Annotated in this window: 14 protein-coding genes; 5 read left to right on the top strand and 9 right to left on the bottom strand. The window is 58.6% G+C overall.

What is annotated here, in order from left to right; genetic code table 11:
* Nucleotides 1-293 precede the first annotated feature (293 nt).
* Both AO242_RS19190 and AO242_RS19185 read left to right on the top strand, forming a co-directional pair.
* On the top strand, nt 294-1,601 hold the full coding sequence (locus AO242_RS19190) for an Nramp family divalent metal transporter (protein WP_176560669.1): 1,308 nt from the start codon (nt 294-296) through the stop codon (nt 1,599-1,601).
* A 170-nt stretch (nt 1,602-1,771) separates the two neighbouring features.
* On the top strand, nt 1,772-3,220 hold the full coding sequence (locus AO242_RS19185; protein ID WP_099269970.1) for an MFS transporter: 1,449 nt from the start codon (nt 1,772-1,774) through the stop codon (nt 3,218-3,220).
* Between the two features lies 1 nt (nt 3,221).
* Here AO242_RS19185 and AO242_RS19180 read toward each other — a convergent pair whose 3' ends face one another.
* Nucleotides 3,222-3,434: a hypothetical protein gene (locus AO242_RS19180; RefSeq protein WP_231667230.1), complete on the bottom strand. Its 213-nt coding sequence runs from the start codon at nt 3,432-3,434 to the stop codon at nt 3,222-3,224.
* A gap of 116 nt (nt 3,435-3,550) precedes the next feature.
* Nucleotides 3,551-3,751, bottom strand: coding sequence for a hypothetical protein (locus AO242_RS19175; RefSeq protein ID WP_027900216.1), 201 nt, complete (start codon nt 3,749-3,751; stop codon nt 3,551-3,553).
* A 190-nt stretch (nt 3,752-3,941) separates the two neighbouring features.
* Between AO242_RS19175 and AO242_RS19170 the strand changes: the two genes are divergently transcribed.
* Complete coding sequence (locus tag AO242_RS19170; RefSeq protein ID WP_176560668.1) at nt 3,942-4,529, top strand: LysE family translocator; 588 nt, start codon at nt 3,942-3,944, stop codon at nt 4,527-4,529.
* A gap of 4 nt (nt 4,530-4,533) precedes the next feature.
* Here AO242_RS19170 and AO242_RS19165 read toward each other — a convergent pair whose 3' ends face one another.
* From AO242_RS19165 to AO242_RS19150, 4 genes are all read right to left on the bottom strand, one after another.
* Entirely contained in the window at nt 4,534-5,355 is an 822-nt protein-coding gene (locus AO242_RS19165) for an AraC family transcriptional regulator (RefSeq protein ID WP_099269969.1), read from the bottom strand.
* A gap of 217 nt (nt 5,356-5,572) precedes the next feature.
* Nucleotides 5,573-7,003 (bottom strand): MocR-like pyridoxine biosynthesis transcription factor PdxR, encoded by a 1,431-nt coding sequence (pdxR, locus tag AO242_RS19160; protein WP_099269968.1) that lies wholly within the window; start codon nt 7,001-7,003, stop codon nt 5,573-5,575.
* Between the two features lie 425 nt (nt 7,004-7,428).
* Nucleotides 7,429-7,740: an RcnB family protein gene (locus AO242_RS19155; RefSeq protein ID WP_027900212.1), complete on the bottom strand. Its 312-nt coding sequence runs from the start codon at nt 7,738-7,740 to the stop codon at nt 7,429-7,431.
* 157 nt (nt 7,741-7,897) lie between these two features.
* Complete coding sequence (locus tag AO242_RS19150; protein WP_099269967.1) at nt 7,898-8,755, bottom strand: SDR family oxidoreductase; 858 nt, start codon at nt 8,753-8,755, stop codon at nt 7,898-7,900.
* A gap of 85 nt (nt 8,756-8,840) precedes the next feature.
* Between AO242_RS19150 and AO242_RS19145 the strand changes: the two genes are divergently transcribed.
* Entirely contained in the window at nt 8,841-9,257 is a 417-nt protein-coding gene (locus AO242_RS19145) for a winged helix-turn-helix transcriptional regulator (RefSeq protein ID WP_099269966.1), read from the top strand.
* 177 nt (nt 9,258-9,434) lie between these two features.
* Here the strand turns inward: AO242_RS19145 and AO242_RS19140 are convergent, their stop codons facing one another.
* The 3 genes from AO242_RS19140 to AO242_RS19130 are packed head-to-tail and all read right to left on the bottom strand — an operon-like array spanning nt 9,435 to nt 13,176.
* A complete protein-coding gene (locus tag AO242_RS19140; RefSeq protein WP_099269965.1) occupies nt 9,435-10,661 on the bottom strand; it encodes a c-type cytochrome in 1,227 nt (408 codons plus the stop codon).
* Nucleotides 10,658-12,421, bottom strand: coding sequence for a GMC family oxidoreductase (locus AO242_RS19135; protein ID WP_027900209.1), 1,764 nt, complete (start codon nt 12,419-12,421; stop codon nt 10,658-10,660). The genes AO242_RS19140 and AO242_RS19135 overlap by 4 nt, the downstream gene beginning before the upstream one ends.
* Before the next feature lie 5 nt (nt 12,422-12,426).
* Nucleotides 12,427-13,176: a gluconate 2-dehydrogenase subunit 3 family protein gene (locus AO242_RS19130; RefSeq protein WP_099269964.1), complete on the bottom strand. Its 750-nt coding sequence runs from the start codon at nt 13,174-13,176 to the stop codon at nt 12,427-12,429.
* Nucleotides 13,177-13,624: 448 nt separating this feature from the next.
* Between AO242_RS19130 and mrdA the strand changes: the two genes are divergently transcribed.
* On the top strand, nt 13,625-15,514 hold the full coding sequence (gene mrdA, locus AO242_RS19125) for a penicillin-binding protein 2 (RefSeq protein ID WP_027900207.1): 1,890 nt from the start codon (nt 13,625-13,627) through the stop codon (nt 15,512-15,514).
* Nucleotides 15,515-16,267 lie beyond the last annotated feature (753 nt).

Raw genomic sequence — 16,267 nt, 5'->3', positions numbered from 1 at the left:
CCTGCGATTGGGTTTACAGATTATCGCGGGCAAGCCCGGCTCCCACAGAACCCGTAGGACCGGCTTTAGCCGGGAGGGCGGTATTTCTGGCGAAGAAGATTTGGTGAATCTCCCGACGCCCTCCCGGCTAAAGCCGGTCCTACGGAAGAGCGCAATCTCATATGGGAGATTGCCCGCGAAGAACGATAACGCTGTGCACCTGATCTACCGGGTCGGCTGTATCAAGATGTGTCACGAATCTTTAATATTGGATTTCCGCTCCGCTTCCAGTCTGGTTCCTTGTGAAGTTCAAACTGCCCACTACTGCCACCGCTCCGTTTTGCCCATCGGCTGTCACTGACAGCGTTGCCATTCCGGCCAATGCCTCCCTGGCGCGCAAGCTGCTGCTGTTCCTTGGCCCTGGCCTGCTGGTTTCCATTGGCTACATGGATCCCGGCAATTGGGCTACAGCCATCGAAGCGGGGTCGCGTTTCGGTTATGCGCTGTTGTTCGTGGTAGTGCTGGCGAGTCTGTCCGGCATGGTCTTGCAGAATCTATGCTCGCGATTGGGCATCGCCACCGGTCGAGACCTGGCGCAGTTATCCGCTTCGCGTTACAGCCCAGGGGTCGCCAAAGGGCAGTGGCTGCTGGCCGAGCTGTCGATTCTCGCCACTGACCTGGCTGAAGTGTTGGGCGCGGCGCTGGCGTTTCATCTCCTGTTAGGTGTGTCGATTACGACCGGCGTCGTACTCACTGCTTTCGACACCGTGATCGTGCTGGCGCTGCAAGGTGCCAATTTCCGCCGACTGGAAGCCATCGTCCTGGGCTTGATCGCCACGATCGGGGCGTGCTTCACGGTAGAACTGGTGCTGATCAAACCGTTCTGGCCAGACGTCGCCGCAGGCCTGAAGCCCACGTGGGACGTACTGAGCAATCAGGAGCCGCTGTACCTGGCCATCGGTATTCTCGGCGCGACGGTCATGCCTCATAACCTTTACCTGCATTCGTCACTGGTGCAGACAAGGGTCAACGGTGACGATAACGCCAGCAAAGCCAGCGCAATCAAATTCGCGCGGCTGGACACCATTGCGTCCTTGAGCCTGGCGCTTTTGATCAACGCCGCGATCCTGATTCTCGCAGCGGCCGCGTTCCACAAGAGCGGGCACACCGATGTGGTGGAAATTCAGGACGCTTACCACCTGCTGGATCCTCTGGTGGGCGGTGCGGTGGCCAGCGTTTTGTTTGGCATTGCATTGTTGGCGGCGGGGCAGAGCTCGACGTTCACCGGCACCATCGCCGGGCAAGTCGTGCTCGAAGGCTTTCTGCAGGCGAAGATTCCGTGCTGGCAGCGTCGCTTGATTACCCGCGGTCTGGCTTTGATCCCGGCGCTGGCCGGGGTGATCTGGCTGGGCGACGGCGCCGTGGGCAAGATGCTGGTGCTCAGCCAGGTTGTGCTCAGCCTGCAACTTCCGTTCGCCCTGTGGCCGCTGATCCGCTTTACCAGTGACCGGCAATTGATGGGGCCTTTCGTCAATAGTCGTTTGGTGAAGATTGCGGCGTGGGGCCTGTTCGGCTTGATCTCGGCCGCGAATCTGACGTTGATGTGGTTCTGGGTGAATTGAAAGGGCTGAACTTCGCCGAACTGCCTGCCCCAACAGAGTGTCTGTTGGCTTAAGGCGGTATGGACGTGGGACCGGCTTTAGCCGGGAATTGGCCGGTGCAGTCACCACATCTGTGTCGTCTGACAGGCAGCTCTCCCGGCTGAAGCCGGTCCTACAAGGATGAAGCAACCTTGAAGACTCCCCCTGATTCTGGACAGATCTTCGAGACCGATCTCCCGGCACGGCTGGATCGTTTGCCTTGGGGCCGGTTTCATACCCTTCTGGTGTTCGCCCTCGGCATCACCTGGCTGCTCGACGGTCTTGAAGTGACCCTGGCAGGTTCGGTGTCCGGCGCGCTGAAAAGCAGTCCGGCGCTGCAGATGTCCAACAGCGACATCGGACTGGCAGGGGCTGTGTACATTGCCGGGGCGGTACTGGGCGCGCTGTTGTTCGGCTGGCTGACGGACCGTCTGGGGCGACGCAAACTGTTCTTCATTACCTTGCTGCTGTATGTCGGTGCCACGGCGGCAACTGCGTTCTCATTCAGTCTGGGCAGCTTCCTGCTGTTCCGTTTTCTTACGGGGATGGGGATTGGCGGGGAGTACACCGCAATCAATTCGACGATCCAGGAATTCACCCCGGCTCGCTATCGGGGCTGGGTCGATCTGACCATCAACGGCACGTTCTGGCTTGGTGCAGCGTTGGGCGCGGGTGGCTCGATCATATTGCTGGATCCGCAGTGGGTTGGCGGCGACCTCGGTTGGCGACTCTGTTTCGGGATAGGCGCGGCATTGGGTCTGCTGATTTTGTTCATGCGCCTGTGGTTGCCGGAAAGCCCGCGCTGGCTATTGATTCACGGGCAAACCGCAGAGGCGACACGCATTGTTGAGCAGATCGAGAACCGGCTTCGGGATCAAGGCCATGAACTTGCGCCGTTAACCGGTAAGCCCTTGCGTCTGCATGCCCGGGATCACACGCCCATCAGGGAAATCTTCCACACCCTGTTTGTCAGCTTCCGCCAGCGAGCCCTGGTGGGCATGACGTTGCTCACCGCTCAGGCGTTTTTCTATAACGCGATCTTTTTCACCTACGCGCTGGTGCTCACCGATTTCTACAACGTGCCCGCCGAGCAAGTCGGCTGGTACGTATTGCCGCTCGCGTTGGGTAATTTCTGCGGTCCGTTGTTGCTGGGGCGGCTGTTCGATGTGATAGGCCGGCGAGTGATGATCAGCCTGACTTACGCAGTGTCTGGTGTGTTACTGGCCATCAGCGGCTATCTGTTCCAGCAGGGTTTGCTCGACGTCACTCAGCAAGCGGTGGCCTGGATGGTGATTTTCTTTTTCGCTTCGGCGGCGGCGAGCTCGGCGTATCTGACCGTGGCGGAAACCTTCCCATTGGAGATTCGCGCCTTGGCGATCGCGGTTTTTTACGCGTTCGGCACCGGCCTGGGCGGGATCATCGGGCCGACGCTGTTCGGTGAGCTGATTCAGACTCAGGACCGCAGTAACGTGTTGATCGGCTACCTGATTGGCGCAGCGCTGATGCTGATTGCCGCGGGGGTGCAGGCTGTCTGGGGCGTCGCGGCGGAGCGCAAGTCGCTGGAGGATGTTGCCCGGCCGTTATCACAGGCCAAAGACTGAATCAGCAATCGAGGCGCTGGGCGACGTCGCGCAAGTCTTCTACCGACGCTTGCAGCTTGTCGATCTGTTGGCCAACTTCGTTTGCATCCCGGGCGTGAACGGAGTGCTGCATATACAGCAAATGCCCGGATAAGTGCTGGGACACACCTTCGAGATCGTTGGCAGTAGTCTGCAGATCGCTCTGGATGTTTTTCAGGTCTTCGATTTTCAACATGGACTCCGGAAGTCAGGGGCCGAATGGCATTGACGTCCAGGTCAAGGTCAACCATCAAAGTAGAAAGATGGCTAATTGATATATTGCGCAATTTTGCAGCATTTGTCGCGTGCTTTTTATTCGTCTTCCAGATCGGACTCGGAATAGGAGTCCAACAGTGCAGCCAGTGCCAGAGTACGTTGCAGGCCCGTCGTGGTTTGCATGATCTGAGCGACGGCTTCAATGGCCGCCGCTTTGGCTTGTTCGCGCTCTGCTTCTGTGTTGTTGGGCGTCGCGTCCTGAGCTGCGGCGATGATCGATTCTTCAAAACTGTTCATGGGTTGCGCTCTGCAAATGAAGGCACCTGACGGCTGGCTGAATTGGCCGCCTGTCCAATGCGGCTCATTCTGCCTGATTCCTGCCGCGAGAGTCAGTGGGCACCGCGCAGTGGGTGATTTTATTCAATACGCCGTCGAGACCGATCCTTACCTTGATCACGTCATTTCAGATCAAGTTGAAGGTATTCAAATGAGTGTGTTGGTGTCCATGGCAGCCTTTGCGCTGGCGTCTTCAATCACCCCGGGGCCGGTGAATATCGTGGCATTGAGTTCGGGCGCTCGTTACGGCCTTGGTGCGGCGCTGCTGCATGTCTCCGGTGCTACGCTGGGGTTCACGCTGCTGTTGATCCTGATCGGTTTCGGCCTGCATGAAACGCTGCTGCATTTGCCTTTTCTGACCCTGGCAATCAAGTGGGCCGGGGTGGCGTTTCTACTGTATATGGCCTGGAAGCTGGCGCTGGATAACGGGCAGCTGGATGTAGAGCGTGAAGGTGACAAGCCGTCGATGCTGGTGGGGGCGGTGATGCAGTGGCTGAATCCCAAGGCGTGGCTGGCGTGTATTGCCGGGATGGGAGCCTTCGTTGCCAGTGGCGAAACGCGGCTGATCTGGCAGTTCGCGGCGATCTATTTCGTGATCTGCTATTTGTCTTTGGCGTGCTGGGCGTTTGCCGGGACCTTCTTGCGTCAGTACTTGAAAAGCGCGCTGGGCATCCGGGTTTTCAACCGCAGCATGGCGCTGTTGCTGGTGGGCTGCGCGGTTTACCTGCTGGCGTACTGATCGGTTATTGCAGGCGATATTGCCCTGGCGTCGCGGCCAGATGCTTCTTGAATGCCCGCTGGAAGTGCGCCTGGTCGGCAAAGCCGAGCTCGTGAGCCACGTCAGCAATCAGGCTGCCGTTTTTGAGTTGCGTGCGAGCGTGCTGGATGCGGCGGTTGATCAGGTACGCGTGGGGCGTCATGTGGTAACGCTGCTCGAAGGCGCGGATCAGGTACGAACCGGACAAACTGGCTGCGTTACACATGTCGTCAAGCGTAATGGGCTGTTTGAAGTTGTCATTGATGTACTGCGCCGCACGTTCGACCCGCTGCGTTGCCAGCTCCGGGCGAATAGAGAGGCTGCCTAGGGTTTGCTGCATCTGGCTGAAGAACGCGATGGCGGTGCATTGCTTGTGCAGAACCTCAGCCTGATCGTCGATCAGCGTGGCATAGAGGTTATTCAGGCCCCTGAACAGGCCTGGCGAAGTGCTGTGGGTTTGTGCAATTGGCTGGAAATCATGGTTTCCATCCAGACCCAGTTCATGTTGCAGGCCGGTGAGCCATTGGGTATCGACGTACAACATCAGGTATGACCAATGCTGATCGGCAATGGGATTGCAGGCATGAACGTCGCCAGGATTCATCAGCACCACCGTGCCCGCGCCCACGTGCTGGCGGCTTTTCTCGTGCAGGTATGTGCTTTGCCCGGCGGTGATCGCCCCGATGGAAAACACTTCATGGGAATGCTTGGCATAACACAGCTTGCGCCCATCGCCCACCGAACGCGCCTCGATGAAAGGCAACTGCTCGTCACGCCAGAAGTAGGGCGCTTGTGGTTGTGGGTTCATGGGGTGTTGATCTCTTCAGAAGTTTTGATCAGCCGGTTGGAACGGCTCCGTGTCCACGACGCCGCGCTGTATCGCGCCAAAGCCATCGCGGACTCGCGGTGCTCATGCGCTCCTGCAGAAAAACACTCAGGTTCAAATACCGTCTCATGTTCGGTAAGAGCATAACAGCGCGTGCGTCTCCCGAGAGTAGCGCATCGCCACGCATCTTTGCCAACACTCAAAACGTCTGCAGCAAATCCCGCAACCGGTCCAGCGCCGGGTCGATGTCCAGGGTTTCGATGGCACCAAAGCCCAGATAGATTCCGGTTCGATCTGGCGTCGACTGGTAATACGGCGCCAGTGAATAGATGCCGACGTCATGCTGGCGAGCCTGGTTGATGAGCCGCTCGACATCCAGTGGCACCTTGCACCAGAGCGCCATGTGAAAGCCTGCCGTGGCCGGAATGGCTTCAAACCATGGCGCGAGATCAGTCGTGAGACGCTCAAGAATACGTTGCCGACGCCCGACATAGACCCCGTGGCAGCGACGAATATGTTTTTGCAGTAAACCGTCGTCGATAAACTTGGCCAGCGCCCATTGATTCAGCGTGCTGGTGTGCCAGTCGGTCAATTGCCGGGCCTTGATCACGGCTGCATGAATGGCGCTGGGTAATACGGCGTAACCCAGCCGCAGCTCCGGCAGCAGAGTCTTCGAGAACGTCCCGACATAGGCGACGATGCCGTGACGGTCCATGCTTTGTAATGAATCGGTGGGCTGGCCCTCGTAGCGGAATTCGCTGTCGTAGTCGTCCTCAATAATGATCGCGCCGATACGCCGCGCCTTATCCAGCAACGCCTGACGACGGGACATGCTCATGGGCATGCCCAACGGCATCTGATGCGAGGGCGTGACGTAGATAAAGCGTGCGTCATCCGGGATCGCATCCACCTGCATGCCTTCTGCATCTACCGGTACGCCAACCACCCTTGCGCCTTGGGCAGAGAATAATAGACGGGCCGGTCTATAACCTGGATCCTCCATGGCAACGCAACAACCGGGTTCGGTCAGGACCCGGGAAATAAGGTCCAGCGCCTGTTGCGCGCCGTTACACACAACAATGTCGTCCGCCATGCAGCGCACGCCCCGGGCGAAAGCGATGTGCCCGGCAATGGCCTTGCGCAGAACCTCCAGTCCTTGTGGTTGGCTGTACAGGCCGGGTGTTTTGGCCAGTTGCCGCAAGGCATGCTGAATACAACGTCGCCATTCACCAGCGGGAAAATGACTGTGGCTGACCGCGCCGCCAATGAAGTCGCCGCGTCGGGTTTCTTCACCAACTGGGTGACGCAGGCCCAGCTCCAGGTTCTGCCATTTCTCCAGGACTGCCGCACTGGCCAGATCGCAGGTCTCCTGCTGGCGAGACTGGGCGGTCGCCAGGCTGTTGACGAAGGTGCCGCTGCCCCTTTTGCCGACCAGAAAGTTCTCGTAGGTCAGTCGCGAATAAGCGTCGGAGATGGTTTTGCGTGATACACCCAGTTGTACGGCCAACAAACGGCTGGGCGGTAACTGCACACCGGCGGCGAGCCGACCTGACTCGATGTTGTCACGCAATTGGTCGTAGAGCTGGTTCGCCAAGTCCTTGCGGCCTTTGATGACAATGTGCAGTTCCATCGCTTGCTCCGAGCCCACCGCGACGCACGGTTTGAAAGGCCGCTGATTCTTTCAGGGCGCGCCGGGTTCGGCAATCAGCTTTGGTAGAAGTGTTTCAAAGGCAGGAGGTATTGAGCATGCTGCTGGAAGAGGGGTTGAGTGATGTGTGCGCGAAATTGTTGTAGGAGCTGCCGAAGGCTGCGATAGCGGTTTATCAGACACATCGCTACTCAGCCTTCGGCGGCTCTCGTCTAGCAAAAATAACTATTTGAATTCAGATACTTTTTTGTAGGAGTGAGCTTGCTCGCGATAGCGTTTGGTCAGGCGATAGTTTCTCATCAGTTCGACCGCCATCGCGAGCAAGCTCACTCCTACAGGATCCAGTGTTTGCCGCGAGACAGCGCGGTGTCACGCACACCGGGGCCACTCCTGCAATTCAAGTGCTCTTACTTCTTCTTCACCGGCACGATTTCAGTGATTTGCCCGTTGGTGAGCTGTACTTGCACGTATTTATCGTTGATCTGCACCCACTGGGATTCTTTGGCGGGCTCTTTCAGTCCGCGCTTGCTCCAGTCCTTCAGGCCTTCTTCAGGGCGGCGGAATTTTTCCGGGGCGCGAGAGCCGAGTTCCAGTTCATGCATGTTGTCCTTGGACTTCTCGATGGTCGGCTCTGGGGCGTCGGCGGCCTGGACGGACAGGCTGGTCAGAGACACACAGCCAAGAATTGCCAGACAAGCGACGAGTGATTTGCTCTTCATATACAGCTCCTAGGGCTCAGTGCGTAATGCTCTGTTCGTAGCTCTAGGACAACCGTCGAAAAAAATCATTCGGTTTGATTGTCCGGTGATGGCCGTTGGGGTAACCGATCCGTGAACCAGTGCTCGCCCTGACGGCGCAGGGCGAGCCTTTGTGTCGTCAGTTCTTCAATGTTTCGGCGACGGTGATGGCGAGCGGCGTAGTCGGGCGGCCGATCAGCGCGCTTAGCTGTCGACGGGCATCGAATAGCGCACCCCTGGCGGCGGCTGCATCCGAATCCGAGAGCAGATCAGCAACAAAGCCTGGCAGGCCTGCCTGAACCAGTGCGGCCTTGAAATCAGCCTGTGGCAAGTCTGTATAAGGCACGGTCTTGCCTGCCTGCTTTGATACTTCAGCGGCAAAGTCGCTTAGCGTGTAGGAGTCGTCACCGGCCAGCTCATAGACTCTACCGGCCTGATCCTCAGCGGAGGTCAGCACCGCGACGGCTGCGTCTGCGTAATCGGCCCGCGCTGCCGAGCTGATACGGCCATCGGCAGCACTGCCAAACACTGCGCCATGTTCCAGTGCGGCAGGAATACCCGCCGCGTAGTTCTCCGTGTACCAGCCGTTGCGCAGCAGCACAAAAGGTACGCCGGACTTTTGCAGCGCGGCTTCGGTCTGACGGTGTTCTTCCGCCAGGCCCAGCAGTGAAGTGTCGGCATTCAGGACGCTGGTATAAGCCAGCAGCTTGACGTTGGCGCGTTTTGCCGCGTCGATGACTGCTTGATGCTGGGCGGTACGCTGGCCCACTTCGCTGGATGAAATCAGCAGGATTTTCTCGGCGCTTTTGAACGCGCTATCCAGCGTCGAGGCTTGTGAGTAATCCGCGTGACGCACCTGCACGCCCAATGCAGCGAGGTCGGCAGCTTTTTCCGGGCTGCGCACGGCCGCAATGATTTGTCCTGCAGGAACGCTGGCCAACAGCTTTTCAATCACGAGACGGCCCAATTGACCGGTTGCTCCAGTAATGACGTACATGCTCGGTTCCTTGACTGTATTAAGGGAAGCCAGAGCATAAACATGATGCTAACCTTTCGTAAGTACGTACAAAAAGGTAAGTGTCATGAGTGGATCAGAGCAGCAAAGCCGTTCATTGCTCGCAGCAGTGATGGAAGCGCGGGCGGGCGAGTTGATGGCGGCTGATTGTCCGTCGCGAATTGTGCTCAATCACGTGTGCAGTCGTTGGGGTGTATTGGTGTTGGTAGTACTGCGCAGCGGCATGCACCGCTTCAGTGAACTGCGCCGCAAGATTGGCGGCGTGAGCGAGAAGATGCTTTCGCAGACGTTGCAGCATCTGGAGGGTGATGGTTTCGTCGAACGCAAGGCATTGCCAGTGGTGCCGCCCCATGTTGAATACCGCCTGACCCCGCTGGGTGAAGAGGTGGCGCAGCAGGTCGAAAGTCTGGCGAACTGGATCGAGCATAATCTGCCAAGGATCATGGCGGTGCGAGAAGAAGTGGATTCAGCCAGATTGACCTGAGTCTTGTTTAACCCCGTCATCTCGTAGGACCGGCTTTAGCCGGGAGGGCGGTGTCTCAGCTTAAGAAGATTTAGCGAATGTCACGAAGCCCTCCCGGCTAAAGCCGGTCCTACGGAAGCCAAGGACAAAAAAATGCCCGGCGACATGAAGAGGCCGGGCAAAGGGGAGGTGAATCGTTTATTTCGGTTGCAGCGCCTCGCGGACGGCTTTCACGTCTGCACTGGATACGGCAGGAGCGGCGTTGCCCCAACTGTTGCGCACGTAGGTCAGCACGTTGGCGACATTGTCATCGGACAGCGCCCAGCCCAGTGCAGGCATCGCCGGTGCGGTGGGCGCCGCATCGGTGGCTCCGGCACGACTGCCTGCCAGCACCACGCGAATCATCGACGATGGGTCAGCGCTGTTGACCAGTGGTGCCATAGCCAGTTTAGGGAACAGGTTCTCTGTACCTTCGCCATTGCCTACGTGGCACGCTGAGCAACGGTCGGCATAGATGGTTTTGCCTGCGACCATGGCCGGGTCTTTCGCGTCCAGCGCCTTGGGTGGTTCAGCCGGTTTCGCGCCGTCCTTGAGGTACACCGCCACAGCCATGAGGTCGGTGTCCTTCCAGTGTTGCGAAGAATGCTCGACTTCTTCGGCCATAGGACCTGAGGCAATGTCGAAGCGGTTGGCGCCGGTCTTCAGGTACTTGACGATGTCTTCTTCGGTCCACTTGCCAATGCCGCTGTGGGCGTCGGCGGTGATGTTCGGCGCGACCCAGTTCTGCAGGTTGGCACCGGTCAGGAACTGATCGTTCTTGTCGCCCCCGGTCAGGCCTTTAGGCGTGTGGCAGGTACCGCAATGCCCGAGACCTTCTACCAGATAGGCACCGCGGTTCCACTGTTCGGACTTCTGTGGGTTGGCTTTGAATTCGCCTTCCTTGAAGTTCATCAGGTTCCACGCCAGCAAGCTGGTACGAACGTTGAACGGGAAGGGCAACTGGTTGGTTTCGACCTTGTTGTCCACCGCATCCAGCGTTTGCAGGTAGGCCCAGATCGCTTGGTTATCCTGACGGGTGACCTTGGTGTACGCGGTGTACGGCATTGCCCCGTACAGGCGCTTGCCGTCCAGACCGTGACCTTTTGACATGGCGTTCTGGAAATCGTCGAAGGTCCAGCGGCCAATACCCGTGACCGGGTCAGGCGTGATATTCGCCCCCAGCAGTTTGCCGAACGGCGTATCCAGCACCACACCGCCGGAAAATGCCGGTTTGCCGGGCAACGTGTGGCAGGCGGTGCAGTCGCCCAAAGTGGTCAGATAACGGCCTTGTTCCACCAGGTTGTACGAGTCGGCACCGGTGGCAGCGTGCGCGACGTTGAGGGTCAGGCCCAATACGCCGACACAGACAGAGAGAAGAGTCTTCATGCCGGGATCATCTCCCCTGGGCGTTTCAAATATCGGGTACGAATCGCATCGGCGGCCTTGAAGGCCAGCGCTGCGACAGTGCCGGTGGGGTTGTAGCCGGGGTTCTGCGGGAAGGCCGACGAGCCCACTACAAAAAGGTTCGGTACATCCCAGACCTGCAGGTATTTGTTCACCGAACTGGTTTTCGGATCAGCGCCCATGATGAAACCGCCAACGATGTGCGAGGACTGATACGGCGAGCTGTTCCAGTGCCCGGTCTGGGCGCTGTCGACCATTTGCACAGGGTTCATGCTCTTGGCGATCTCGTGGACCTTGCCGGTCACGTACGCGGCCATCTTGCGGTCGTTTTCCGGGAAGTCGAAGGTGATACGCAGCAGTGGCCGCCCCAGTGGGTCTTTGTAGGTCGGGTCCAGCGACAGGTAGTTGCCACGGATCGAATAGCTGCTGGCTTCACAGCCGATGGACATGCTGTTGGCGTAGTTCTTGACGGTCGCCTGCTTCCATTTCGAACCCCAGGTCGGGGTGCCGGGCGGCACCGGGCGCGATTCGATAGGCGCTGCGCCAATAGGGGTTACCCGAGTGCTACCGCCGCCGACAAAGCCCAGACCGGAGTGGTCGAAGTTGTCGTTGTTGAATTCATCGATGCCCATGCCGATGGCGCCGCCACCGATGAACGGGTTGAAGTTCTTGTCATCGAAGAACAGGCGCACGTTGTTGGCGGTCTGGTAGGCATAGTTGCGGCCGGTAGTACCGGTGTTGGTCACCGGGTCGTAAGGCTTGCCAACTCCGGACAGCAGCATCAGACGGACGTTTTCAAAGATGAACGCGCTGATCACCACCAGATCTGCAGGTTGCTCGAACTCATCACCATTGGCATCGACGAAGATGATCCCGGTGGCACGCTTGCCGGTGCTGTCCATGGTCACGCGCAGCACTTCACAATTGGTCTTGGCGGTGAAGTTAGGCTTGCGAATCAGAACCGGCAGTACCGTGGTGATCGCACTGGCCTTGGAGTAGTTGGCGCAGCCGTAGTTGGTGCAGAAGCCACAGAAGGTGCAGGCGCCCATGGTCACGCCCAACGAGTTGGTGTAAGCCCGGGAAACCAGTGCCGAGGGCACAGGGAAGGGCTTGTAACCCAGATTCTTCGCCGCTTCGGCGAACAATACCGGCGCGTAGGTCTGCTCGGTCGGCGGGTTCGGATATTCTTCCGAACGCGCACCTTCGAAGGTATTGCCGCCTTCCTGAATCACGCCCTTGATGTTGCCAGCCTTGCCGGAAACCCCGGCCAGACGGTCGAACTTGGTGTAGAACGGCTCCATCTCTTCCCAGTCAGTGCCCCAGTCCTGCAGGGTCAACTCGGCGGGCAGCTCCTTGCCGTAACGCTCGGTCAGGTGGCTGTGCAGGCGGAACTCTTCAGGCTGAAAGCGAAAGGCAATGCCAGCCCAGTGGTTGCCTGCGCCGCCAGTCCCGTTACCAGGGTGAAAAGAACCCCAGCTGCGCATAGGCAAGGCTGTTTCCGTGACGTTGTTGCGGATGGTGCAGGTGTTCTGTTTGGTGCGCAGCATCAGATCCTGACGGCGCGCATAGCGCAATTCGTCAGTGGCGGAGGCGATGTTGAAATCGGCCGCCGTGTCGCGCCATGGGCCGCGTTCGAAGCCAATGACGCTCAAGCCTTCGTCGGCGAGTTCGTTGGCGATGATAGATCCGGCCCAGCCGAGTCCGACAACCACCACATCGGTGGAAGGTAGTTTTCTAGCCATGTCGATTAACCCTTCTTTTGCCAGGCGGAGCTGCCGATGATCGATATCGGTGTGAGGTCGAGTTTCTGGTTATGCCGACCGATGTAATCGCGGTAGTCATAACGGGCACCGGGAAAGCCGATCATTCTCCACGACACCATGTCGCGGTTGCCGCCGTAGACGGGGTCGGCAAAGAAGCCTTCCATGGTGTTGCCCAGCACTTGCTGAAAGAACAGCTTCGCGTCGATGCCTTCCAGCTCAATCGCGCCTTTTTCCAGATCGGTCAGGACCTTGTCGCGCTCTTCATTGCTCAGAGCGCTGAAGGTTTTCTGAAACTGCTTCTGGCAGTAGCCGGTCAAGGCGGCGATGCCCAGGCGATAGCGCTCACGGGGCACCAGTGGCGATTGATCACCCTGCATGGGCGTGCCCTTTGCGAACGGGCCCTGCATGTACAGGCGATCAAAAGTACCGTACTCGCCCGCCAACTGGCGGTCGATGAATACGGCGCATCCGGCGTCTTTGCCGCTGACGCTGAGGTCATCCGCGGGGATCAGGCGCTCGACAATGGCTTCGACTTCACGGGCTTCTTCGGCGGTGAAGAACTGCCAGCCCGGTGTTTCGTAATGCATCGGGCCGTTGTGATCGAAAGGCACCCATTGCGGCACGCCGGTGAGGGTGGCGGCCTTGGCGCTGGCGGCGGCACCGGCGGCGAGGGTGGTTGCAGAGGACACCAGCAGTTGGCGGCGGGTCAGGCCTTTTGGTGGCAGGTCAGTCATTTTTTTTGAGGCTCCTGCGAACGCATACGACAGGAGCGAGTCCCATCGACAGTTGGCGTGTCGCGGTCAATACACGGTGTTTTGTCCGACTGAGGGACACTGAAAACTCACGTGAGGGTGTGACATTAGGTCTCTGGCAAATCGGTAAGCCCGAAGCGCATGCTAGGCAGGCAAAAGCCAGATTCCGCGATCATCTTTTCCGCACGTCCGCCATGATAGATATGTTGCCAAACGTTGCGCCGCACTCATTTCACAATGGACTGTTGCGCTCAGAGTAATAATCCTCTGTTGTTTGCCAGCCGTTCATACCTCTCAGATAAGACAAATCCTCACTGAACAGCCACTTCTTGGTATCGTGCGCACCCTGTCGTGTGCGGAAACATCTCCTCACAGATTTTTTGCTGTGCGGCCAGCATCTGTATTAGCCAACCACCGAGAAGCTGTAGAAATGCCCGATCCAATTCCTTTAAAGGATCACGAGAAAGATGCCCGGCTGGTCAACAAGCGGTTGATCGCCTGTGCGCTGCTCGTGGCCGTCCTGAGCGCGTGCCTCGTTGCGCGGATGTATTTCCTGCAAGTCACCGAGTTCGCCTACCACTCGACCATCTCTGAAAATAACCGCGTGCACGTACTGCCCATCGCTCCCGAGCGCGGCTTGATCTATGACCGTAATGGCGTGGTGCTGGCGGATAACCGGCCCAGCTACAACATGACGCTGACTCGTGAGCGGGCAGGGGATTGGCACAAGGTCATCGATGAAGTGATGGTGCTGCTCAAGCTGCCCGAGGAAGAGCGGATCCTCTTCGACAAAGACCTCAAGCAAGTGCGTCACCCGTTCGAACCCGTGACGTTGTTGTACGAGCTGAACGAAGAGCAGATCGCTGTGCTGGCGGTGAATCAGTATCTGTTGCCGGGTATCGACGTCGAGCCTCAGTTCGTGCGGCATTACCCGTTGGGCGCGCACTTTGCTCATTCCATCGGTTACGTCGGGCGGATCAACGAGAAAGAAGCCAAACAACTGGATTCCGTTGAATACCGCGGCACTCAGTCCATTGGCAAGACCGGCATCGAACGGTTCTACGAGTCTGAACTGCACGGCAAGGTCGGCTATGAAGAAGTCGAGACCAATGCGCAGGGTCGGGTGTTGCGGGTGCTCAAACACACCGACCCGGTACCGGGCAAGAACATCACGTTGAGTCTGGATATTCACCTGCAGGAAGCTGCGGAAGCGGCGCTCGGGGACCGTCGTGGTTCGGTGGTGGCGCTGGATCCGGCCACCGGTCAGGTGCTGGCGATGGTCAGCAAGCCTAGCTTCGATCCGAACCTGTTTGTCACCGGGATCAGCTTCAAGGAATACGCGGCGTTGCGAGATTCCATCGACCGGCCGCTGTTCAACCGGGTCCTGCGTGGCCTCTATGCACCGGGTTCGACCATCAAGCCGGAAGTGGCGATTGCCGGTCTCGACAGCGGCGTTGTGAACGCCTCGACCAAAGTCTTCGACCCCGGTTATTTCCAGTTGCCGGACTTTGATCACAAATACCGTAACTGGAACCACAGCGGCGATGGCTGGGTGGACATGGACGCGGCGATCATGCGTTCCAATGACACTTACTTTTACACCCTGGCGCACAAGCTGGGCATCGACCGCATGTACGACTACATGACCATGTTCGGTCTGGGCCAAAAGGTCTCGCTGGACATGTTCGAAGAGTCAGCAGGGCTGATGCCGTCGCGGCAATGGAAGCGTGCCACGCGACGTCAGGCGTGGTTCCCCGGTGAAACCGTGATTCTCGGCATTGGTCAGGGCTACATGCAGGTCACGCCGTTGCAATTGGCCCAAGCCACTTCGTTGATCGCCAACAAGGGCGTGTGGATTCGTCCGCATCTGGCCATGGAGGTCGGCGGCAGTGCTCCGGTGGACGAGCATCCGATGCCGAACATCGTGCTGCATGATCCCAACGAGTGGAATCAGGTCAACATCGGCATGCAGATGGTCATGCACGATCCCCGCGGCATCGCCCGTGCCGCAGCGCAAGGCGCGCAGTACCGCATCGCCGGTAAAAGCGGTACGGCGCAGGTGGTGGCGATCAAGCAGGGCGAGCGCTATGACCGCGCCAAGACCCTAGAGCGCCATCGGGACAACGCATTGTTCGTCGGTTTTGCACCGGCCGACCATCCGAAGATCGTGGTGGCGGTGATGATCGAGAACGGCGAGGCAGGCGGCCGGGTCGCAGGCCCCGTCGTCAGGGAAATCCTCGACGCCTGGCTGCTGGACAAGGACGGCAAGCTGAAACCGCAATATGCGGCACCGGCCAAACCGGGTGAGCCACACGTATAGGTTTTAAGCTTAGGCACTGTCTATTCTGTTTACTGCTTTAGGTAGGAGGCAACTTGTTGGCGATAGGGCTTGATGCGGTGAATCAGGTCGACCGCCTCGCGAACAAGTTCGCTCCTACCGGTTTGCGCTGGGTCAGGTAGGAGGCAACTTGTTGGCGATAGGGCTTTTCAGGTCGACCGCCTCGCGAACAAGTTCGCTCCTACCGGTTTGCGCTGGGTCAGGTAGGAGGCAACTTGTTGGCGATAGGGCTTTATGCGGTGAATCAGGTCGACCGCCTCGCGAACAAGTTCGCTCCTACCGGTTTGCGCTGGGTCAGGTAGGAGGCAACTTGTTGGCGATAGGGCTTGATGCGGTGAATCAGGTCGACCGCCTCGCGAACAAGTTCGCTCCTACCGGTTTGCGCTGGGTCAGGTAGGAGGCAACTTGTTGGCGATAGGGCTTGATGCGGTGAGTCAGGTCGACCGCCTCGCGAACAAGTTCGCTCCTACCGGTTTGCGCTGGGTCAGGTAGGAGGCAACTTGTTGGCGATAGGGCTTGATGCGGTGAGTCAGGTCGACCGCCTCGCGAACAAGTTCGCTCCTACCGGTTTGCGCTGGGTCAGGTAGGAGGCAACTTGTTGGCGATAGGGCTTGATGCGGTGGATCAGCCCTGCCGCCTCGCCGACAAGTTGAACTGGCTTAATGATCCCGGACACCTCTTAAGGGCGATATGATTCGCCCAATCAGGAGGTTCCATGCAAGAGCGAAAGACCTA

Origin of the sequence: Pseudomonas sp. ICMP 561 (assembly GCF_002699985.1) — a bacterium.
Classification (GTDB): domain Bacteria; phylum Pseudomonadota; class Gammaproteobacteria; order Pseudomonadales; family Pseudomonadaceae; genus Aquipseudomonas; species Aquipseudomonas quasicaspiana.
The sequence above is the reverse complement of the archived record's forward strand: the minus strand, read 5'-3'. Positions and strand labels throughout refer to the sequence as shown.